This window comes from Aquiflexum sp. (assembly GCF_977115555.1).
This window is the reverse complement of record NZ_CDSBKL010000021.1, coordinates 1-22,336: the sequence shown is the minus strand read 5'-3', so window position 1 is coordinate 22,336 and position 22,336 is coordinate 1. Positions and strand designations below refer to the sequence as shown.

At 38.9% G+C, this 22,336-nt stretch carries 21 protein-coding genes; 13 read left to right on the top strand and 8 right to left on the bottom strand.

Going from position 1 to position 22,336, the window contains the following annotated elements; translation table 11 throughout:
* The 3 genes from ACZFYI_RS02640 to ACZFYI_RS02630 form a co-directional block, all read left to right on the top strand.
* On the top strand, positions 1–1,346 hold a 1,346-nt coding region (locus ACZFYI_RS02640), incomplete at its 5' end, for a glycosyltransferase family 2 protein (protein ID WP_462522573.1).
* Between the two features lie 7 nt (positions 1,347–1,353).
* The gene (locus ACZFYI_RS02635; protein ID WP_462522572.1) at positions 1,354–2,595 is read left to right on the top strand and encodes a YaiO family outer membrane beta-barrel protein; all 1,242 of its coding nucleotides are present in this window, start codon (positions 1,354–1,356) and stop codon (positions 2,593–2,595) included.
* Positions 2,595–3,809 (top strand): hypothetical protein, encoded by a 1,215-nt coding sequence (locus ACZFYI_RS02630; RefSeq protein WP_462522571.1) that lies wholly within the window; start codon positions 2,595–2,597, stop codon positions 3,807–3,809. Before ACZFYI_RS02635 ends, ACZFYI_RS02630 begins: the two co-directional genes overlap by 1 nt.
* On the opposite strand, the gene ACZFYI_RS02625 is transcribed toward ACZFYI_RS02630, so the two are convergent.
* Positions 3,806–5,836, bottom strand: coding sequence for an LTA synthase family protein (locus tag ACZFYI_RS02625; RefSeq protein WP_462522570.1), 2,031 nt, complete (start codon positions 5,834–5,836; stop codon positions 3,806–3,808). The genes ACZFYI_RS02630 and ACZFYI_RS02625 overlap by 4 nt on opposite strands.
* A gap of 88 nt (positions 5,837–5,924) precedes the next feature.
* Between ACZFYI_RS02625 and ACZFYI_RS02620 the strand changes: the two genes are divergently transcribed.
* The 6 genes from ACZFYI_RS02620 to ACZFYI_RS02595 all read left to right on the top strand — a co-directional run bounded on the left by ACZFYI_RS02620 (position 5,925) and on the right by ACZFYI_RS02595 (position 8,824).
* Positions 5,925–6,473: a class I SAM-dependent methyltransferase gene (locus tag ACZFYI_RS02620; RefSeq protein WP_462522569.1), complete on the top strand. Its 549-nt coding sequence runs from the start codon at positions 5,925–5,927 to the stop codon at positions 6,471–6,473.
* 184 nt (positions 6,474–6,657) lie between these two features.
* Positions 6,658–6,924 carry a DUF3253 domain-containing protein gene (locus ACZFYI_RS02615; RefSeq protein ID WP_462522568.1) on the top strand — a complete coding sequence of 89 codons (267 nt, stop codon included), beginning with the start codon at positions 6,658–6,660 and terminating at the stop codon, positions 6,922–6,924.
* A gap of 43 nt (positions 6,925–6,967) precedes the next feature.
* Positions 6,968–7,621 (top strand): peptide-methionine (S)-S-oxide reductase MsrA, encoded by a 654-nt coding sequence (gene msrA / locus ACZFYI_RS02610; RefSeq protein ID WP_462522567.1) that lies wholly within the window; start codon positions 6,968–6,970, stop codon positions 7,619–7,621.
* A gap of 64 nt (positions 7,622–7,685) precedes the next feature.
* Entirely contained in the window at positions 7,686–8,195 is a 510-nt protein-coding gene (locus ACZFYI_RS02605) for a DUF4920 domain-containing protein (RefSeq protein ID WP_462522566.1), read from the top strand.
* 79 nt (positions 8,196–8,274) lie between these two features.
* A complete protein-coding gene (locus ACZFYI_RS02600) occupies positions 8,275–8,613 on the top strand; it encodes a hypothetical protein (protein WP_462522565.1) in 339 nt (112 codons plus the stop codon).
* A 1-nt stretch (position 8,614) separates the two neighbouring features.
* The gene (locus tag ACZFYI_RS02595; protein WP_462522564.1) at positions 8,615–8,824 is read left to right on the top strand and encodes a hypothetical protein; all 210 of its coding nucleotides are present in this window, start codon (positions 8,615–8,617) and stop codon (positions 8,822–8,824) included.
* A 47-nt stretch (positions 8,825–8,871) separates the two neighbouring features.
* Here ACZFYI_RS02595 and ACZFYI_RS02590 read toward each other — a convergent pair whose 3' ends face one another.
* Entirely contained in the window at positions 8,872–9,753 is an 882-nt protein-coding gene (locus tag ACZFYI_RS02590; RefSeq protein WP_462522563.1) for an HAEPLYID family protein, read from the bottom strand.
* A 483-nt stretch (positions 9,754–10,236) separates the two neighbouring features.
* Between ACZFYI_RS02590 and ACZFYI_RS02585 the strand changes: the two genes are divergently transcribed.
* The 3 genes from ACZFYI_RS02585 to ACZFYI_RS02575 all read left to right on the top strand — a co-directional run bounded on the left by ACZFYI_RS02585 (position 10,237) and on the right by ACZFYI_RS02575 (position 11,497).
* Entirely contained in the window at positions 10,237–10,623 is a 387-nt protein-coding gene (locus ACZFYI_RS02585) for a DUF983 domain-containing protein (RefSeq protein WP_462522562.1), read from the top strand.
* 138 nt (positions 10,624–10,761) lie between these two features.
* On the top strand, positions 10,762–11,148 hold the full coding sequence (locus tag ACZFYI_RS02580) for a DoxX family protein (RefSeq protein WP_462522561.1): 387 nt from the start codon (positions 10,762–10,764) through the stop codon (positions 11,146–11,148).
* Entirely contained in the window at positions 11,138–11,497 is a 360-nt protein-coding gene (locus tag ACZFYI_RS02575; protein ID WP_462522560.1) for a DUF2237 family protein, read from the top strand. The genes ACZFYI_RS02580 and ACZFYI_RS02575 overlap by 11 nt, the downstream gene beginning before the upstream one ends.
* Here ACZFYI_RS02575 and ACZFYI_RS02570 read toward each other — a convergent pair.
* Complete coding sequence (locus ACZFYI_RS02570; protein ID WP_462522559.1) at positions 11,494–12,057, bottom strand: hypothetical protein; 564 nt, start codon at positions 12,055–12,057, stop codon at positions 11,494–11,496. The two genes, ACZFYI_RS02575 and ACZFYI_RS02570, sit on opposite strands and share 4 nt — an antisense overlap.
* Before the next feature lie 314 nt (positions 12,058–12,371).
* Between ACZFYI_RS02570 and ACZFYI_RS02565 the strand changes: the two genes are divergently transcribed.
* Positions 12,372–12,881 carry a hypothetical protein gene (locus ACZFYI_RS02565; RefSeq protein WP_462522558.1) on the top strand — a complete coding sequence of 170 codons (510 nt, stop codon included), beginning with the start codon at positions 12,372–12,374 and terminating at the stop codon, positions 12,879–12,881.
* A 29-nt stretch (positions 12,882–12,910) separates the two neighbouring features.
* Here ACZFYI_RS02565 and ACZFYI_RS02560 read toward each other — a convergent pair whose 3' ends face one another.
* The 5 genes from ACZFYI_RS02560 to ACZFYI_RS02540 form a co-directional block, all read right to left on the bottom strand.
* Complete coding sequence (locus ACZFYI_RS02560) at positions 12,911–14,152, bottom strand: glutamate-5-semialdehyde dehydrogenase (protein WP_462522557.1); 1,242 nt, start codon at positions 14,150–14,152, stop codon at positions 12,911–12,913.
* Positions 14,145–15,230 carry a glutamate 5-kinase gene (gene proB, locus ACZFYI_RS02555; protein WP_462522556.1) on the bottom strand — a complete coding sequence of 362 codons (1,086 nt, stop codon included), beginning with the start codon at positions 15,228–15,230 and terminating at the stop codon, positions 14,145–14,147. The genes ACZFYI_RS02560 and proB overlap by 8 nt, the downstream gene beginning before the upstream one ends.
* A gap of 137 nt (positions 15,231–15,367) precedes the next feature.
* Entirely contained in the window at positions 15,368–20,545 is a 5,178-nt protein-coding gene (locus tag ACZFYI_RS02550; protein WP_462522555.1) for a T9SS type A sorting domain-containing protein, read from the bottom strand.
* Positions 20,546–20,746: 201 nt separating this feature from the next.
* Entirely contained in the window at positions 20,747–21,757 is a 1,011-nt protein-coding gene (gene corA, locus ACZFYI_RS02545; protein WP_462522554.1) for a magnesium/cobalt transporter CorA, read from the bottom strand.
* Entirely contained in the window at positions 21,754–22,128 is a 375-nt protein-coding gene (locus ACZFYI_RS02540) for a response regulator (protein WP_462522553.1), read from the bottom strand. Before ACZFYI_RS02540 ends, corA begins: the two co-directional genes overlap by 4 nt.
* Positions 22,129–22,336 lie beyond the last annotated feature (208 nt).

The following is a 22,336-nucleotide window of genomic DNA, read 5'->3' as shown; positions in this document are numbered from 1 at the left end:
GTGACCACCTGAAAAAAAACAAATTTGCAGACTATAAAGACGTCATTACCAGTCCGGTCACTCCCGGTATTTCGGTGATTGCCCCGGCCTACAATGAGGGTCAAAACATTGTACAGAATGCCAAAAGTCTCCTTACGCTGCATTATAGCAAATACGAGGTAATCATCGTCAATGATGGATCCAAGGATGACTCGCTTCAAAAGATGGTTGATAGTTTTGACTTGGTGAAAACCAAATATGCCTATTATAAACACGTAGAGACAAGTACTATCAGGGGAGTCTATAAATCCACAAACCCATCTTATGCCAAGCTTACCTTGATAGATAAAGAAAACGGGGGCAAAGCCGATGCCCTCAATGCCGGGATAAACCTTGCAGCAAATGAGATTTTGGCTTGCATCGACGTGGATTGTATCCTGTCGAGTGATTCCCTGACCAGAATGGTGAGGCCGTTTATGGAAGAAACAAATAGAAAAGTGATTGCTGTCGGCGGTGTAATTGGCGTTGCCAATAATTGTCAGGTAAAAGATGGAACGGTGACTGAATATCGGGTGCCGGAAACCCTCCTGGGAAGATTCCAAGTGATAGAATATTTCAGGGCGTTTTTGATGGGTAGGATGGCTTGGACCAGGATCAACGGATTGATGCTTATCTCCGGTGCATTTGGTTTTTTCAACAAAGAACTGGTTTTGAAAGTCGGGGGATATTTCCCAAAAACCGTAGGTGAAGACATGGAGCTTGTCGTCAGGATGAGAAGGTATATGGAAGAAACAGGGCAAAAGTACAAAGTAGGATTTGTGCCTGATCCCTTATGTTGGACTGAAGTGCCGGAATCAGAAAACATCCTTTCCAAGCAGCGAAATAGGTGGATGCGTGGAACCATTGAAACACTCCAACTTCACAAAAAGATAAAATTCAATCCCAAATATGGGGTTCTGGGTTTGGTTTCCTACCCTTATTGGTCAGTGTTTGAAAAAGCAGGGCCGATCATCGAAATGATGGGATTCCTATACACGATCTTTATGATTTTAACAGGGGACTTCAGCGCTTTGTATTTTATAGGCCTATTTGGACTGATGTATGTGTTTTCAGTCATGATTTCTTCTTTCAGTATTTTGTATGAAGGAGTAGCTTATAACAATTATAAGGACAAGTCTGATCTCAATAAATTGATGAGGACTGTCCTTTTGGAACCGTTTCTTATCCACCCCAAAATCGTTCTTTGGGGATTAAAGGGTCATTGGCATTTCATCAAAGGCCGTGGAGGTTGGGGAGAAATGATCAGGACAGGATTCAAAAAAGCCGAGGATAAGAAAAAAGTTGAATCACCTATCCAGCTTCAATAACCGGGTTATGAAAAATTTGACAAAAATTCTTTTTTTAAGTGTTGTCTTTTTGACAATGACATTGCCAACAATAGGCTTGGCACAGGAATCGTTTGACCCTGATATGCTTTATTTGGATGCGCGTAAGTTAATTTTGGAAGGGAAGAGAGAAGAAGGAAGAATGATCTTATCCAAGGTTCTCGGAAAGTATCCTGAGTATGGGGATGTCTTGATTTTGATGGGAAGGTCTTATGCCTGGGATGGAAAGTATGATTCTGCAGCCATATATTTTGAAAAAGCATTGATAGCAAACCCAACCTATGAGGACGCTTATATTGCTTATATCGATGATTTGTTTTGGAGTGAAAATTATGAAAGGGCGGAAGCTGTAATTGGAATGGGACTCGAAAAAATCGGACCTCAATCCATGCCTATAAAGTACAGGTCTTCAAGGCTATTTTATTATAAAGAAGACTATAAGTCAGCTTTGAAAATCGCCAATGAAGTATTTGCCAAAGCACCCAAAACAGAGGGATTGCTCGGATATATAGAAACTCTCAGGAGAAAGACCCGTGTCAATGCCCTTGGTGCAACGTATGATTACGATTACTTCTATGGAGACCTCAGCCCTTGGAATACTTACTCCGTCTATGGCCGTACCCATACCGATTTTACTGGATCATTGATTGCAAGGGTGACGCACTCTCAGAGATTTGATGGTAGGGGAACCCAAGCAGAACTGGATGCTTTTCCATCTTTGGGCAAAAACAAATATGGTTATTTCAATGTGGGGTATTCCCAAGCCTCATTTTTCCCGAAATTCAGGTTTGGTACCAGTGTATTTTGGAATTTACCAAAAGCTTATGAATTGGAGGCAGGATACAGATTGCTGCAATTTTCTGAAACCACACATATCATTACAGGATCGGCAGGCAAATACATCAGTAATTGGTGGCTCAATCTCAGGCTCAACTTTATTCCGGGTAAAGACGGTTCCTCGACAAGTGCCAATTTTCAGACAAGGTATTATTTCAGTGGTCCGGAGGATTTCTTCAGCATACAAGTGTCTACCGGCGTTTCTCCAGACGAAGAAACCCGTGATTTTCAATCCCAATTGCTCAATTCTTACAGGGCAAGAGTAGGCTATCAACATCTTTGGACATCAAGGTGGATGGGATTTGGGTTTGTAGGCTATTCAAGAGATGAGATTTCTGAAAATCAATTCCGCAACAACCTCAATGTTTCGATCGGCACAGAATTCAGGTTTTAATGGCTAGTTTCCTGAATAAATATTTCCCTTTAGAATTCCGGATTTTTTTTCGGGGTTTTTTGGTAGTGGCTTTTATTTTCATATTGGTTCCTCTGGTCAGTATGTTGACCTGGTACTTGATTCCTCCTGCTACCTTAGGGGTAGTAGTTATCGACAAAACTGTCCCAAACCAAAACCATCAAGAGCACCAATCCCTTCATTGGCTGCTCAACCATTTCCGGTATACCAAAAGTGATGGGAGCATTTATGATGAATCGATCGACTACTTTGGATTTTTTCCTGAGAAAAAAGAAGGTCAATATCAAATCAAAGACCTGTCTGGTCTGAGTGAAATAGAAAAACAAAAAATGCTTGATGAGACCAAGCTTGTTTATTTTGCTGATACCTATGGCGTGTATGAAAATGATTTAAAAGAGCAACCTGTCCAGACTCACTCAAAAAAACTTTATGGTGGAATGGATACTTTGGATATGGACTTTTTGAGGACAGCGTATGAGGCCGAGATTGACATTATCAGTGAATTTAATACCATCGCAAGTCCCACCCAAAAGAAAGTCAGGAATGATTTCGAGGATCTGCTCGGCATCAAATGGACAGGATGGATTGCACGGTATTTTGATGAATTAGATACTGCATTGAATGAGGAACTTCCTCCTTGGCTCGTTGCGAGCTACAAACGGCAGCATCAGGAAACCTGGGATTTTTCAGGTCCTGCGATGGTTTTTTTGCATGAAAACGGACAGATTGAAATCCTAAAGGATAAGGTTGAAATAAAAAATACGGTCCCAAACATCATGTCAAGCCCTAAAAGCCAAAAAACCTATGGGATTCCTGAAATCGTGAAGTATCCCTATTGGATCGATATCATTTTTGTGAGCCGTGAGTATGAGGTGATTTCTTACTATGACCTTGCCCCCACAGAAGCAGGCATTGAAAAACTCAGCGAATGGGGACTACCAAGGTATTTTCCTGCGGTAGTGATGAAAAAGAATGGAACAGGAAAACTCTATTATTTTTGTGGTGACTTTGCAGATAATCCCGTATCAGGAAGTTCTTATAATTTTTACGGAATAGAAAAATTATGGAGGATGTTCCTGCACTCGGAAGATTTTTCACAGCGGAACAGTTTCTTCTGGAATTTTTATTATCCTTTGATGGGTACTATCCTGAAGGATTCCTATCATAGAAATGAATTAAAGAAAAGTGTAAATTAATATTTAGGGATATAAACAGCCAAAGAATCAGGGATAATCCTGTTGTTCCCTGTGGCATACCGATTTGAGTTTTTGTAGGTTTCAAACTCGGATTGAATTTTTCCCTTCATAGATACATCAATGATCGGTTCCAATCCCATATTGTCAAATAGCCTGTAAAGTTGGTTGTCAGCCAGGACGTATTCCCCACTGATATAATCGACCAACTGGTTTTTATTCCTCATCAAAGGATTGGAGATTTTGGATTGAAAAGTAGCAGAAGTATCCATCACATATCCTTTCCAGGCCACTTTTGAGGGCAAGTTAAGTTCAAACCTATTATCCAAAAGACTCAAAAGAGTAGGGGTAATCTCAAAGTGACTGGTAACGCCATGCATTCTTTTGGCCTGATTGAGTTTGGGAGAAAAAATCATGATAGGCACATGAAACCTGTCAATGGTCGTGGCCAAGGGAATTTCAGGAAGCCTATGATCCCCGGTGATGACAAAAATCGTATTTCTATATTTCGGTAGTTTTTGATACGCTTCAAAAAACTCCTTGATGGCTTCATCCACATAGAGAATACTGGAATACATATTTTTATAATTTCTGTATTCTGCCAATTTCAAACTCGATACTTTTAGCTCATTGATAATGTGATTTTCAAACATCGCAAAGTATTTTTCTTCATCAGGGATGAGGAAGGGATCGTGGGAAGTCTGGGTCTGAAAAATGCTGATTTGAGGTTGTTGAATGTTGACGGGCAATTTCCTCATTCCATTTTCAAACATGGCTTTGTCAGGGTAACCCCATGAAAATCCTGATTTGGAAGGAGTTTCCTCAAAATCCGCATCAAATGAAGCCATGTCCAAAATCCTATCCACTTGCTGGTATTGGAGGAAGTAATTGACATTGTCAAAATTTTTGTCTGCACCTATATGGAAGTTGGTTTGATATCCATTGGTTTTGAGCAATGAAAGTAAGGTGTGGTGCAAAGGAAGATTTGGTGCTTGGTCCATAAATCCTTTTTGAGCAAAAGGCAAAGAACCAAAAATACCGGTAAGCACGCCGAATGTTCTACCTGTGGTCGAGAGACCGTTTTTCCAATAGAGCGAATGCTCACTCAAAGAATCCAAAAATGGCGTAAAACTTCCCAGGTAAGCATCTTCGCCTGAATAGGCTTTGCCCATCCCCTCCACTATAACAAAAACAATATCAGGCAAACCGTCAAACTCATCAAAATATGGGCCCAATACATCAGGGTAATTATTGGAATGTAAAAAAGGGTAATTGGCTTCGGTCAGATCTTTGCTGACTAGGATGTCTTCTGAATTATTGGAAGCAAGGAAAAAGTCAAAATACAAGTATTCATTAGATGTAAAATAATTATATGATTGGTCATAGAAATAGGATGATTTATTGGCCAAAAGATTACTTTCAAGCTCGCTCGTAAGCTCTTTTTGTACATTCTTCATTGCCCCGGTTCCCAAAAGATAAGCGTAGCAAACCACAGTAAGGAACAATGCAGCATTCAGGCTCATAGGAATCCATTTACCCAATCCAAGCAAAATGTAAACAATTACCAATACAACAATGATTCCCAAAATATTCAAAAGATTGAGTTCACCGGAAGCTTTGATGGTAAGGAAAATGTCATTGAGGGAATAGGCATAAAGGTCAGTACCGAGGGGAAGCAACATTTTGGTGAAATAAAAAACCAATCCGCCCTGAAGCACTATAAGCAGAGTTAAAAAGATCTTTACAAAAACCCTTCCAGCTACAGGATAAACTATACTCATAATAGTATTTAGAATCAAAAGAAAACCAAGGGTATAGGAAACCCACTCAATGTCAAATACCCATCCCATCAGGGTAATATGGGTTTTTGAATATTCTAAACTGTGAATGTTAAAAACAGCAAACACTTCCACCATCCTGAGAATTAAAAAGATCGCCAAGAAGGGAATTGCCAATTTCCAAAAATTGATAAAACCGAGCTTTAGGTTCAATAAAAAGGTAGATCTGATCTGGGCCTGCGAGGAAGACATATTTACTTTTGCGAATACTTATTTATTAGTGAGCAATTACAAATATAAATTTTCTAAAATTCATATCTTGCGCAATTAAATAAAATCTATGAATAATAAAGGAGCCTTGCTCAAAGAGCTTTTTACTAATCTTTCAACCACTGGCGCCATTACTTTTAGTTCTAAATCATTGGTAAATAAAATGTTATCATTTGCCAATTTCCGAGGAGTAAAACTTATCGTGGAATTGGGTGGTGGAGACGGAAGTATCACACAAGGAATAGTCGAACGTATGGATCCCGATGCTGTTTTGTTGGTTTTTGAAATCAACAAACCTTTTTGTGACAATCTTGAAAAGATTTTTCCGCAAAAAAATGTAAAAATAATCTGCGATTCGGCAGAAAACATAGACCAATATTTAGGTGGTAAAAAGGCAGATTTGATTCTTTCTTCTTTGCCATTGACTTTGATCCCAAAACCTTCCCGCGAGCGGATTTATCTGAAATGCAGGGAGAATATTGTAGAAAACGGGAAATTGATTCAGATATGTTATTCCTACCTACTCAAATTCCAATTTGGAAGATATTTTGAGGAAATCAAAAGTCACTTGATGTTTAAGAATTTTCCTCCGACCTTTATTTTGGTCTGCGAGCAATAATCCATCGTTTTTGAAAATTCTGACCTAAAGCCTGTTTCTTTTTTCAGTGTGAAAAAAGGAACAAGCTTTTTGTTTTTTTGATCATTTCTATACCTTTTATGGTTGTTTTTTATCCGGATTCAGCAATATTTAATTTTAGATTGATCCAAAAAATTTAAAAAATGAATGTTCTAACACAATATCCATGACTAAATCCGGAATTTCTGAAAGCCAAAATATTTTGGCAATTGCCATTATGGAGATGGGCAGGATGAAGAAGGGGCAAAGTTTTAGCCCCTCTGAAGTGGTAAAATGGATTTATCCTGAATCCTGGGACCACTTCATGGATGATGTCATGGAGGAGGTGATGCTACTCGATCAAATGGGGAAGATTGAAGTAACCCAAAACCAAATCCAAGTGTCGACTGAGGCAGTTCCTGTTGGGGAAGTGAGAATCACCTGCAAATTTTAAACTTCATTGCTCTAGATGGTGTTAAAGACTCAAAACCGGAAAAATGAAATTGTTACCAATTATTCTCAGCTTTTGTATCATGGCGACAATGGCCTGTGCCCAAACTCCCACCAAAAACGAAAAATCCATGCAAAATTTACCAAAAACCACAGTCAATGTTACCGAAGGTCTTGAAGTCGCCACCTTGGGGGGTGGCTGCTTTTGGTGTACAGAGGCGATATACCAAGACTTAAAGGGTGTTGAAAAAGTCCTTTCAGGTTACAGTGGAGGCCATGTGGACAATCCTTCCTATAGGCAAGTCACTTCCGGCACGACCGGTCATGCGGAAGTGATCCAGGTAGTTTTTGATCCCAAAGTGATTTCCTTCGAGGAGGTTTTGGAGGTATTTTGGGCTACCCATGATCCTACTACCCTCAATAGGCAAGGTGCTGATGTAGGCCCGCAATACCGCTCCGCAGTATTTTATCATTCTGACGAACAAAAACAAAAAGCGGAATTCTTCAAAAAGAAGCTGGATGAATCGGGTGCTTTTGGTAAACCGATCGTAACTGAAATCACGGCCTTTAATAATTTTTATGTGGCGGAGGATTATCACCAGAACTATTTCAAAGAAAATGGAGGTCAGCCTTATTGTCAGTTCGTCATCAGACCAAAAATGGAGAAGTTCAAAAAAGCCTTTGCAGAAAAATTGAAGTAATTGATTGGGGTAAATATTGGATTAGATATTCCTCGTATTTAGTTTTGGAAAAAAGTTATTCATTATGAAAAAGATATTGATTTATTCTTTGATAATCGCCTTGATAGGCTTTGCTTGCAAGCAAAAAACAGATGAGGTCACTGAACCAACGTCACAAGCGGAAAAAATTGAATCTGCCGCACGTAAATTTGGTGCAGATATCAATGATGCAGGTGTATTTACTTTGGCTGAATTGGTGACTGAACTTGACAGCAAGAACGAATTTGAAGGGAAAGTTGTAGGTGAGATCAAAGAAGTCTGCTCCAAAAAAGGATGTTGGATGACAATTGATCTACCCAACGGCCAAAGCATGAGGGTTACTTTTAAGGATTATGGGTTTTTTGTTCCTTTGAATTCTAGCGGATATCCTGTTATTATTGAAGGAATAGCGACCAAGAAAGTAACCGATGTGGCTACTTTGAGGCATTATGCGGAAGATGCCGGGAAATCCAAAGAAGAAATCGAAAAAATAACTGAATCTAAACAAGAATATGCTTTTGAGGCAGTTGGAGTAATTATCAAAGAGAATGCTTAAAAATTGCTGTTTTTTAATTTTTTCTGTTTTTGTTTTTTCTGCATGTGAACAAAAGAAGCAGGAAAAAACCGAGCCTGTTTTGTACCCAAATGAAGACGCTCCCTTGGCTTTGCTGATGCGGGAAATGTATGTAGATATGGAGGAAATCAAAGTTTCGGTAGAAAAAGGAGAGGCTATCAAAAACTACCTTAAAAAACACAACCAGCTATTGACAGCCCGAGCCACTGATCCAAAAGTGAAAGACTATTCTTTTGACTTGATGGGAAATGGTTATATCGAATCACTCAAACAGTTGGAAAACAGTCATCCTGATTTGCTAAAGGCAAATTATAAAATCCTATACAGTTATTGTATCGCTTGTCACGAGAAGCATTGTCCTGGGCCTCTAAAAAAAATCTCTAACCTTCAAATAGAATAACATGGCCATCGCATTGGATAATCTCAGGGTAGGAAGGGTTTATGCTTTTACCAATATGGGTGAAAAGAGAAAGTTGGAGATTTTGGCGAGGTTATCAGGTGATAATTTTAAAGTCAAAGACATGGATACTACCGAAGTCTATACGATCGAAGAACTGCTGAGATGGGGTAAAGGTAAGGATTACGAATTGGATGAATGGATGGAAGAATGAACAAAAGGGCCTTTGGGAATTTCCAAAGGCCCTTTTGATTGATGGGCTTAATGGTCAGGTTCGTAGATGATCCTCATAAAGGCGCTCAAACCCTGACTTTCCCTGTTGATGGGAATTCCCGATACAATTCCGATCAGAAAGTTTTCCGCAAAACCGATGCGCATTTGAGGTCTGAGTACGGTGGTTAGTTGGCCGTTTTGGATTTCTTGATTGATCTCTACACCGGCAAAGTTTCTGGTTCCTGATAACATATAGTGGAAACTTGTATTGATGTCAAATTTTGCTGAAGTAGATCCCTCAAAAATCTGGGTTATTTTTGGGCCGGTGTATACCAAAGTGTGGAAATTTCTCCCCCACCTTTTGGCAGCCACAAAAAATGGGTTAAAGATATTTCCTTTATACAGATTTTTTTGCCCCCATTGGTTAAGGTCTGCCAGTTTGAATTCATGGAGATAACCTAAAGCAAGAGTGGTTTTAGCTTTCTCCGAAACAAGAAAAGACCATTGTGTGGCCAATTTCAAAGATTCCAATCTATTGGATGGCTTTTCAATATTGGAGGGGAGTTGCCCCTGATAGGAGAAAAAAGTTGCTGGTAATTCAATCTCCAAACCCAATCTGTCAATAACTGCCCACTCGTATTCAATCAATGCTTCGTATTCGTCAAAGCCTCTTTTGTCAGTCATTCCCATTCCTATATTCCACTCTTTTTCACCTTTCCTTGCCCCCAAATCACGGATCAAATCAATGTAAAGAGGTTCTGCATGGAGGACTTTGGGCTTTTCTGAGCCTTTGACTTCTTCTGTTTCCGCAATAAAAATGCTGTCTAAAATAGATTTCCCATACTTAATACTGTCAATTTTTATTTCTTGGGAAAAGGAATATTGACCCATGCAAACCAAGAATGTCACGAGGAAATAAATTTTTTTCATATCGATTTTTAAATTGATTTTAATCATATCCAATCATTTGAAATCAGGGGATTTCTGAAAGAAAGGATTTTCCGTAAAACTAGATTGATCAATTAGATTTTTGGAAGAATATGGAGTTGTTGATATAGGATAATCTGCGATTTTTCAAACTCAAAGGGGTGAGGCTTTATTTTTTCCTCCTTTCCTAATATTCTTTGGTAACCCATTCAAACAAAGATTCATAAGGATCCATTTATTTTCTAAGCATTTGGTCTAGGAAAGAAACTATTTTAAATTGGGCTTTTAGACTGGATAAGTTTATTAAAAAGACAATTGCAATACATTTTTGACTGCTTTTTCTTTATTAATCTGCGATTTATTCAAATTTGATATAAAAAAAAACATCATGGGCCTATTAAAGGGTTTTGGAAATTTGCATAGTGATTTTGATCACAAGGGTTACTGCGATTTTGGCTATCTTTGTGTTCAGTTACCGCATAGATTATGAAAGAAAGAAGTCTCGGTTCAGCTATTCTGCTGGGAAAATGTCCAAGATGCAGGGAAGGAAATATATTTCCGACCTCAATATACAGTTTCAGTAAACTGACAGATGTACATCATAAATGTCCGCATTGTGATGCTGTACTGACACCTGAGCCTGATTTTTTTTATGGTGCGATGTATATCAGCTATGCGTTTTCAGTGGCTTTGGTCATCAATGTGTTGATCGTGTTAAATTATTTCTTCAATGATCCCGAAATGTGGGTTTATGGAGTCACGGTGGTAGTTTCCAATTTGATTTTGCTTCCTTTGATGTTGAGGTATTCCAAGATCCTGTATCTGTATGGGGTGGGCAAACTGAAATTTGACCCGAAGTATTCTAAAATTTAAACTGAAATTCCACGAAGAAATGATTTTCCCGGGTAGCGTTTCTAAGTTAGTTTTTTGATTTATTCAATTTCGGTTCTGAAAAGTGCACATTAGAAATTTTTGATAATGTATTTTTACTTTTGAATTTATTTCAAAAAAATGGTAAAAATCTTATCGAGGTATTTACTTGGGATTTTCTTCATCCTAGCCGGGAGGTACCATTTTGTAAACCCTGAATTTTATTACCCGCTGATACCGGATTATTTGGCTTATCCGATATTTATAAATGGAGCTTCCGGGATATTGGAAATCATCCTAGGTTTAGGAATGTTATTTAAAAAGTACGCTGAAATATCTTCTTGGGGAATTTTGGTTTTACTCATTTTATTCATTCCTTCCCATGTATATTTCATTCAAATTGGGAGTTGTGTCGAAAATGGACTTTGCGTTCCTCCATGGGTCGCTTGGGTAAGACTTCTATTGATTCATCCTCTTTTAATGTTTTGGGCTTATATTTTCACAATAAATAAAAGTTATGGCAAGTAATGTTTTCGGAGAGCCTTTGGTCTCATGCAGTGTTGAACCAAAAACCGGGTTTTATCGGAATGGATGCTGTGAAACAGGGTCTGATGACCTAGGTACACATACAGTTTGCGCAGTGATGACGGAGGAATTTTTGATCTTCAGCTACAAAAAAGGAAACGACTTGATCACGCCAAGACCTGAATATTCTTTTCCCGGATTGAGGCCGGGAGACAAATGGTGCCTTTGTGCAAGTCGTTGGATAGAAGCATATAGAGTTGGGAAAGCACCCAAAATCGTTTTGGAAGCAACCCATGAAAAAACATTGGACTATATCGAATTGGATGAATTGGTCAAATACGCTTTGGTCTAATCCGGTCTGATAAAAGGGGAAATAGTAGACTTTTTGATACGGTCTCCATTTACCATATAAATTATTATTTCAGTGTTTAACTGACTGATTTTGCTTGGTTTTTCTTTGATTTTTAAAGTCATAAACTGCTTCATCCTGTGAAATTCCCTGAATCTGTTTATGCTATTCCCATCAGGAAGTAAAAAAAGATAGGAGACATCAGTCCCTATCTGTATCCCATCGTAGGGTGCGGTGAGAATGATGGCAAAGTTTGAAATCCCCAAAACATCAAATTCAGAATCGCAGGATGGGTTAATTGGGGGCTCGTTAAAGCCATTATTTCTTTGGATTTTTTCAAACTCAAATTCCAAATGGTATCTGAATTCTTCGAATGGAACCGTATCGGATTTTGTGGAATATTGCTGATTGCGGTAGGGGCTATAGAATACTTGTTTGACACTGTCTAATTCAGCCAAAGAGGGATAGGGACACCCGGTTTCAAATTGGGAATCTTGATTACAAGAAAGAATTCCTCCAACAAAGAGAAATAGAAATACTGAAGTTCCAAGTCTAATTTTCATACTATTGATTTTTTATCTGTAAGCAATAGACTGGTTAGAAGACCATTCAATTTTGTCTCTAATATCGTCAAAAAAGAGCAAAAATGTTTGGGATTAGGTAATAATCCCAAATGGAATTTTGTAAGTAAAAAATTGAAAATGTTTGCAAAATTGTACTGGTTTTGGTTTTTCAAGAAGTGCTTTTTCGAGATATTAGGTCTTTAAGAGAATTTTTGGAAAACAGGACATTCGTGAGGGTATTTTAATCAGAAGCCTTAACTTTAATAATGTTTGGATTAAGTTTAAAACCGAATTATAACTTAAATCAAAGTGCCATGAAAAAATTCTTAACATTTGTTTTCAGCTTTCAATTGGTGATGATGTCTGAAATTGCTTTTGGCCAAGCGGATAAGGAAGGCAGCAATCACGGTGTTTTTATTGAGTTTATGGGGAATGGCATTTTCTATTCTGTGAATTATGATACCAGATTTACAAAAGAAGTAGATGGACTTGGGGGGAAAGTGGGTTTTGGTTATGTGGCTGTTGATGGGGACCATTATTCCTCCTTCCCTTTTTTGGTCAATTACCTTATGGGGAAGGAGGGACATTATTTTGAGATTGGGGTTGGAGCAAATTTTCTAGTCGCTGACTACAAGAATGGAAGTGGCGTTATTGACCGTCCGGAAATAGCCAAATGGGAGGGATGGTCAGGAAACATGAGTTTGGGATATAGGTATCAGGCTGTTGATGGGGGGTTTTTATTCAGGGCTGGTATCACACCAATGTTTAGAGAAGGGGAATTTAAACCATTTTGGCCACAGGTTTCTGTTGGATATGCATTTTGAATTTTGTCTGGACTTGTAGATATCAAACTCTAATCCCTGATTTGTCCATTACCTTGGATTATCCATTTATAACTTGTCAGTTCATTAAGCGCCATTGGACCCCGGGCATGCAATTTTTGGGTACTGATTCCGATTTCAGCTCCAAGTCCAAACTGGTTTCCGTCAGTAAATGCCGTGGAGGCATTTGCATAGACAGCCGCAGCATCCACCGATCTTAGGAATATGTCGATATTGGTTTGGTTTTCAGAAATGATAGCTTCGCTGTGTTTGGAGCTGTATCGTCCGATATGTTCCAAGGCTTCCTCCAGATTTGACACGGTTTTGATAGACATTTTTAGGGAGAGAAATTCTGTGCCAAAATGCTCTTCTCGGGCTTTTTGAACCAAAGGATGGGTTGAAATAAATGGGAATGATTCCTCATCAGAAAAAATAGTTACTCCTGCATCAAGAAGGTTCTCCACCAATTTTGGTAAATCCTGAAGCCTGTTTCGGTGAATAATCAAGCAATCCAAGCTGTTGCAGACACTTGGGCGTCTGGTTTTTGAATTGAAGGTGATTGCTTTCCCTTTATCGAGATCCGCTGATTCATCAAAGAAAGTATGAACGATCCCTGCCCCGGTTTCTATGACAGGAACTTTGGAGTTTTGTCTCACAAAATCAATCAAATCCTGACTTCCCCTCGGGATTATCACATCCACATAATCAACAGCTTCCAACAATGCTTTGGTAGCAGATCGGTCAGGTGGTAAAAGTTGAAAAGCATTTTCCGGCAAACTGTTTTCCTTGAGTGCCCGATGAACGAGTGACATGATGGCCCGGTTGGAATGGTCTGCATCGGATCCTCCTTTTAAGATCAGGCCGTTTCCGGATTTGAGTGCAAGTGCAAAAACGTCAAAGGTCACATTTGGTCTGGCCTCATAGATGATCCCCAAAACTCCGAGGGGAACAGTGATTTTTTTGATAGACAAACCATTTGGCAATTGCTTTTCTTCCAATATCCTATCCAAAGGAGTGGGGAGGTTTTGTACTTGGGTCAATTCCCTACAGATTCCTAGGATCCTTTCTTCAGTAAGTTTTAAGCGGTCATATTTTGGATCATTGATGTCCATCAACGCTAGGTCTTTGGCGTTTTCAGACAAAATGAAGGGGATTTTGGCAAGGCTTATTTTTACCAAAGAGGCTAAGGTTTCCTTTATGGCAGCATCATCCGCTGCCATTAGTTTTCGGGTGGCAGATTTGACTGTTTTGAATATAATGGTATAATCAGGCATTTTGAAACAAGTAGAGGTAGTCGTAATGAATGAAAGGTTTTTGGTTTTTTAGACCGATTTTTTCCTGTGCAATAGGAGAGGGGTATTCTGCTTTTCCAAGTCCGATCTTTACCCCGCTTTCATCTGTAATGCGGATGATGTCTCCTTTTGAAAAATCCCCTTTGACAGAAATTATCCCTACAGGCAACAGACTGCTTATTTTATTGGAAGCCAATGCATTTTTGGCTCCCTCATTGATGACTACTTCCCCTTTGAAATATTGGTCTCCATGTGCCAGCCATTTTTTTGTACTCTGTTTCTTAGGATTGGGTTCAAAGAAAGTAGAGGCCGCTTTTTGATTGATTACGTCAAACAAAATGTTTTCCTTTTTTCCGTTGGCTATCCAAACCTGAATCCCCAATTCAGCTGCTTTTTTGGCCATATTGGTTTTGGTCAGCATGCCACCCCGCCCAAATGAAGACTTGATAGGACTGATGACCTCTTCCAAATCAGGCATTTTATTTCCGATAAGGCTGATCAATTTGGATTTGGGGTCGGAGGGGTTTCCGTCAAATATACCGTCTACGTTGGTGAGGAGGATCAGGCTGTCTGCGTTGACCATAGCGGCTGTCAGAGAAGCCAACTCGTCATTATCTGTAAACATCAACTCAGTGATCGCCACGGTATCATTTTCATTGATCACAGGAACTATTCCTTGGGTGATGAGTCCAAGAAGGCAGTTTCTCATATTGAGATAATGCTTTCTGTCCCTAAAATCTTCCTTGGTGACCAGGATCTGCGAAATGGCAACGTCATGTTTTTTGAAAAGTCCCTTATAGGTGTTGATCAATTCAATCTGTCCGCTTGATGCCCAAATCTGCTTTTTCAAAATCGGGTCAATCTTTTCCGGTAGCTTGATTTCTCCTCTTCCAAATGCCACTGCACCCGAAGATACCAACAATACCTTGATGCCATCCGACTTCAATGAAGCTATCTGAGTAACCAAAGAGGACATCCTTTCAATATCCGGTCTTCCACCTTCTTTTGTCAGGACATTGGAACCAATCTTGATGACCAATATTTTGGGTTTTTGTAACATTCTCGGTTAGCTGTTGCAGTAATGTTACAATATTAGGTTATATGTTGACTGTTTTCAAAAGAATAGTCTTGATTATTATCAAAACAAAAAAGTCTTGCCAGTTGAGGCAAGACTTTATTAAAGGGGTTATAAAAATTTTAATGGATCACCACTTTTTTGGTTTCCCAATAATGGTTGTTTTTTATTTTGATCAAGTATAGTCCTTTTGGAAGTGCAGTGAGATCCATTTCCACAAGTCTTCCATTTATGCCATTTAGACTTCGGACAATTTGGCCATGCGAATCAAGCACTGTGATTTCGGCTTCTTCCATATTGGTGTTTTGGGAAAGAATTTTCACAAAACCAGTGGAAGGATTTGGATATACTTTGTATTCAATTTTTTCATTGGTTGATTGAATGGTGACTCCCACGACTTTGAATGTCTCACTTGTTCCATCAAAATCCGTTTGTGTCAATCTGTAAAACTGTCTGCCATATACAGGACTTTCATCAATAAAGTCATAGTATAAAACAATATCTGAATCTCCCGCACCCGGGATAAGTCCGATCGGAGACCAATTAATTCCGTCTATAGACTTCTCAAGAGTAAAGAAAGCATTGTTTTTTTCTTGGGCAGTTGACCATGAAACTTTGATTTTTTCATCCTCGGTCACAATTGCTGTAAATGAAAGAAGCTCTATCGGAAGGATTCTGAAAGATTGTGACAAAGTGAATATTCCCGGAGAAAAACTAGGAACTGCAGTCTGATTACGGACACTTCCCGAATTTGCGTCCCCGGCCAATGCTGTTTGGCCTAAATCTATCCATTCACTTCCGTCCCATTGGGTTACCATAAACTCATTATAGTCATCAATCGGGCAGGTTCGGTCAGATGACCAAGTCATGGTCAGGGTTGGAATAGCGGATGAATTGGTGTTATCCAGCTCCCAATATTCGCATTCGTTTACGATTCCGATGGTGGGTTCTTTGCTTTCCCTGTCATAAGGGACAAGATCAGGATTGATGTGGAAATATCGTCCGGTAAAGTGTTGGGTAGTAGCCCCGCCCAATGCTGAAGTTGTAAGTGGAGCATATAACCCATCATTTCCAAATGGATAAGTAAACTGAGTATTTCCAATCTTACGGATTCTTCCATTGACATGGGAAGCATTGGATCCTCCTGTCAATGTTGTAAATGTGTTTGAGATGGTAAGTAAATTTTCATCATTATTGATGATTCCATTTTGGAGGTCAAGCTCAAGTGAGATAGTTACAGGATCAAGCAGCTCAAAAGTACCGGAACTATTCATTCTGATTCTTCTAAAGATGGGAATATTAGTGCCATCGGTTAATAAAGTCTGTGAAGTATTTCCATTTATTTCAACAAATCCTGATGTTCCTAAACCGAATGTCAATGCCGAATTGGACCCTACCGTAGAAATATCCCCTCCAAAAGTACTGACACTGTTGTAGGCAGGTTCGATGGCACCGGTGGAATTTTTGACAAAAGTCACATCTCCATTAAAAGCATCTCCTCCTGAAGCATTTGCAGTCCGGACTCTTCCTGTTCCATTGTTGATCAAAGTAAAGTCCCCAAAAGTATTCCCACCTAGCCAATCGTTGTTTGATGTACCAGTTCGGGTCATGGTGGTAGACGTGCCTGGATTGGTACTGAAGCTATTTCCTCCCGCAACGGTTAAAGCTATTCCGGCTCCGGAATTAAAGATGTTATTGTCGGGAAATGCATTTGCTGTTGATATTGTAATCCCACCTGTACCGGTAGTAAAGGTATTGTTCCCTCCGATAGTATTATTGGTATTGATCAACATGGTAGTAGCAGCATCAAATGTATTTGTACTTGAACCACCAAATAGATTTCCTGTTGAAACCGTTAAACTTGAGCCAGCGGTAAAATTATTGGTTCCGCCAAAGTTGTTATTTGTTGATATACTCAGGGTAGTCCCTGAGGTGAAGTCATTGATACCTGCAAAGGTATTGTTGTTGGTAATACTTAATGAGGTCGAAGCATTGAAGGTATCATTTCCGGGGAAGGTACTGTTATTCAAAATATTCAAAGCTGCAGCGGAAATAAAGGTGTCATCTCCAGAAAATATGCTTGCATTTTGAATAGTTAAATTCCCTGAAAGTGTGGTTATTCCTATATCTCCGAGGAATGTACTTCCTGTAGCAGTGAAAGTATTCATTGAGAAATTTCCATTGGGTATAGCCGTTGCCTGCGAGAAGTTATTTATGGTTAGATTATTTCCAACAGAAAAGTCTGTGGTAAGTAAGCCTCCGGTAGTCAAGGTACTGATTCCACCATTGATACCAAAGTTCATAGTACCTCCAGCATTGAGGTTATTGATGGTGACATTGTCCCCGAAGGTATTGGTTCCGGCCCTTGCGATTTCGAAAGTATTGGTTCCGTTGTTGATAAAAGTGCTTGTGCTCAAAAAATTATCTCCAAGTGTGTTTGCCAATCTAAGTAAGTTGTTGCTGTTATTGATAATGGTGGCTGGGCCAAAAGTATTTCCACCCTGTAGAATCAAGTTCCCTGTTGAATTATCGGTCAGCAATAACGTCCCAAAAGTATTTCCGGGTCCCCAGGTTACGTTTCCACCTCCATTTCTTGTCAGAACGGTCGTATTTCCAGGATTACTAAACAGGTTTCCCCCTGTAGCCATATTCATCTGACCGGCGGCGATAAATGAATTGTTTCTTGCGAAGGAATTAGCACCCAAGAAAGTAATAGTGGTTGCATTTACTGTGAAATCACCTTGAAAATTGCTGTCCTGGGATTCAAAAGTCGCCGGATTAAAGGTACTATTGGCAACTGGGTTGGTTTGGGTAAACCTCCTGACATTTAGCACACCGGAATTGAAGTTGGTGGTAGTCAAAGCTCCGTTGCTCAGAACTGACGTGCCTGTTTGGCCTGAGGCGCCACCAAACCGCATTGTCCCACCCACATTGTTATCAATGGTAATCTGATCTGCAAAAGTGGAATTTCCATTATAAGCAATGTCAAAAAAATCTGTACTGTTATTTATAAAGGTACTTGTTCCAAGGAAAGTATCACCGTTTGTATTTGCCAACCTTAAATGTGCTGTTCCGGAATTATTGGTAATATGTACAGGGCCAAAAGTGTTTCCACCAAACCATGAATCATCAGTAGTTGATGCAGGACCTTTAATGAATATAGAATTATTACCTGGCAAAGTACTGAAAAAATTAGAGCCACCCATTACTATTCGGGCATTGGCATTGAAAGTATTTGTCCCGTCAAATCGGTTTGAGCCAGTAAAGGTCATATTTGCTGTTCCGGTAGTATTTACAGCAAAATCACCCAAGAAAGTACTGTTGGCAGATGTAAAAGTGACGGAATTGAAAACAGGACCGTTTGGTGCATTTGTCAACTGGGTAAAATTATTGATTTCAAGGACATTTGAAGCGGCGAAATCTGTTGTCACCAAACCTCCTGATTGCAGGACTGATGTTCCTCCTAATTCTCCAAACCTCACTTCTCCAGTTGCATCCGAATTGTTAATCGTAATTTCTTGCGCAAATGTATTTGTTCCTCTGTAGGCAATGTCCATGAAAGCGGTGCCATTGTTTTGGAAAGTCACCAATCCATTAAATGTATCTCCCAATGTATTTGCGAACCTTAAATTGGTATTCGAATTATTGGTGATCAAGGTATTTCCATTGAAAGTATTTCCACCTTGCATTGTAAGACTGCTTGTGGAGTTATCTGTCAGAGTGAGGTTTCCAAAGGTATTTCCCGGACCCCAAGTCGTTGCTCCACCCCCATTTCTAGTGATGGTGGTTGCATTGATAGGTGAACTGAAGGTATTGCCCCCTGCAGTCATGGTTATTTGGCCACCTGAGATAAAAGAATTGTTTCCTTCAAAAATATTGGCATTGGTAAAAGTCATGTTACCGGAAGTCGTTACACTAAAATCTCCCAAAAAGTTATTGTTTGCAGAGGTAAAAGTTGTGGTATTGAAATTTCCATTTGGAGCATTGGTCAATTGGGTAAAATTATTGATTTCAAGTATGTTGGCTGTCGCAAAACCCGTTGTGACTAGACCTCCTGTTTGAAGGACTGAGGTTCCGCCAACTTCCCCTATTCTTACTTCCCCACCAGCTGAGGAATTATTTATTGTTATTTCTTGAGCAAAAGTATTGGTGCCATTGTATGAAATGTCCATAAATGCGGTACCATTGTTTTGAAAAGTCACCAATCCATTATAGGTATCTCCTGTGACCGTAGCCATCCTAAAGTTTGAATTGGTATTGTTTGTAATTAGTAGGTTACCATTAAAGGTATTGCCGCCTTGCCAGTAAAAGAACCCATTGGCATTGTCGGTAAAAGTCAAACTGCCAAAGGTATTTCCACCTGCCCAAGTTGAATTTCCGCCTGCATTCCTGATAAAGGTGGTCGTTCCTCCCGGATTACTAAATGAATTATTTCCTGTCGGCATAGTCATGCCATTTCCCGCAGTAAAAGTATTGTTTCCTGCAAAGGTATTGTTTCCGTTAAAGTTGATCGCACCTGTGGAGGTTACTTGAAAATCCCCTAAAAAAGTACTGTTTGCGGCAGTGAACGCTACTAAGGAAAAATTACTGTTGGCAGTATTCATTACCTGAGTCAGGTTATTGATTACCAATGTCCCTATAAATCCTGTAGTTGCCAACCCCCCTGTAACCAAAGTAGTAGTGCCGCCTCCGACACCAAAATTTAATTGACCTCCTGTACTTGTATTATTTATGGTTATACTGTTTATGCTTGAAGAGCCATTATAAGCCATTTCAATGTTGCCTGTTCCATTTTTATTAATAACCAATGAGGCATTAAAGGTATCTCCATTGGTATTAGAAAAACGTAATCTATTATTATCAGAATTTGTAATTACAGTTGGGCCATTAAATGTATTTCCGCCTAGGAGGTCATTGTTGTTGCCACCGGTTTTGGTAAGATTGATGGCATTGTTGAATACCATATTTCCCATGGAATTAAAGTCATTGACATTTAGACTTCCATTGCTAATAGTAGCTCCATTAAAATTTCCATTTCGAACAGTCAAAGTGAAACCTGACAAATTCAAAGTCCCTCCTGTCATTGTAAGGTCTCGTATCGTAATATTTGCAGGAAGAACAGGTTGGAATGTCCCTGCACCATTGATTACTGCATCTTCATTATTGGCATTGGGAACATTCGCCGGAGTCCAGTTGGCAGGGGTGTTCCAATCAGAACTGACACTACCATTCCAAGTTTGACCTTTTGAGGTAAAAGCAAGAGCGACAAAAAGAAAATTGAACAGTAAAATTTTTTTCATTTTATTTCAATTGGGTGAATCAAAAACGGGTGTTTGACAAAGCTCTTATTGGTCAAGAAATTCTGGGCGAAATTTCATAACCAGATAATCGAACTTTATAAATTCAGGAATGTTTTTTGTGTTTTTTGGATGATTCCTACTGAAAAATAGCTAAAAAACAATAAAATAAAAGGATTCTATATAAAAATATACAAGGTTAAATCAGAACCACTTTTTTCTTTTGAAATAATAAACCATCGCCAAAGTAGATCCCAAGAAAAGAATCCAAATAAAAAAATAGCCATATTTCCATCCTAATTCGGGCATAAATTGGAAGTTCATGCCATATACTCCGGCGATAAAAGTCAGTGGTATAAATATCGTTGCGATGATGGTCAGCGTTTTCATGACCTCATTTTGCTTAAGACTTAAGTTGGACATAAACAATTCCACCAAAGCAGAAATAGACTCCCTCTGTATTTCCAGATTTTCTATGATTTCAATGACATGTTCATACACGTCATTGATAAAGGGATTCGTTTTCTTTTTTACCAAAGGGCTTTCTGATTTTTTCCAGGCTGATAATAATTCTCTCGTTGGCCATACCGTTCTTTTGATCTGTTGTATGGATTTTCTTTGATGGAAGATTTCAGGTAGTTTGGTTTTTTTTGACTGACTAATGATGTTGTCTTCTAAAGTTTCTATTTTCTCAACTGCGTGTTCCAAGCAATCAAAATACTGGTCTACGATGGCATCGAGTAAGGTATAGGCAAAATAATCTGTACCCATTTTTCGCATTTTGCCTGTTGGGTTTTCTAGCCTTGACCTGATCGGGTCAAAAATATCAAAGGGATTTTCTTGTATAGAGATGATATAGTTTTTTCCAAAAAGTATGCTTACTTGTTCTGTGATAGGCTCAAGTGATCTGTTTTTATAATAAATCATTTTGGACACCACAAAGATATTTTCTTCAAACTCTTCGAACTTTGGTCTTTGAGAGGTGTTTTTGATATCTTCAAGTGTCAAAGGGTGAATATTGAAAAGCTCACTGATTTCTTTCAATAAAGTTTCATTTTCAAGGCCGTATAGGTTGATCCAAAATTTATGGGTGATTTCCAAAAAAGGTTTGATCTGTTCTGGATCCGTAATGAGGTGTTTCTTAAAAATACCTTCACCAAATTCATAAACCTCCATTTGGGTTTCATGTTTCTTAGTTTTAACCGAACTGGTCATAGAACAAACTTTATTTTTTCGGGAGAAAGGGGTTTTTCGATGAATCCTTCCACGCAGGCAAATTCTTTCGCTCTTTGCCGATCCTGAAAGTCGATGGAACTCGACAAAACAATGATTTTATCTTTTCTAAGTTTAAATTCCTTCATGTATTGGTTAAGAAAATCCCAACCATTCATTACAGGCATATTGATATCCAAGAAGATCAGGGTGTTTTCAGAATCATCAATTCCCCTTATTCTTTCGATTGCCTGTTCTGCTTCTAAAAATTCCTCAATTTTCGACGTTAATTTTAACTTTGAAATCAACCTTCTGTTAATCAGGTTGTTTATGGGATCGTCATCTACCAAAATAATGGAATAAAAACTATGCATAGAGGATTCTCCGAAATTGGAATGTGGTTTAAGTTCTTTCAAATATACTTCTCTAAATTAAAAAATAGCGGAATTATTAAATTGATTTTTTTATAAAATCTATAAACTTACCGAGGTTTCAAAAAAAAAAAAGAGGGACCTTTAATGCTCCCCTTTTCAAAAAAAAGAATTGCGCGATTAAATCATACCGCCCCTTCCTCCACCTCCC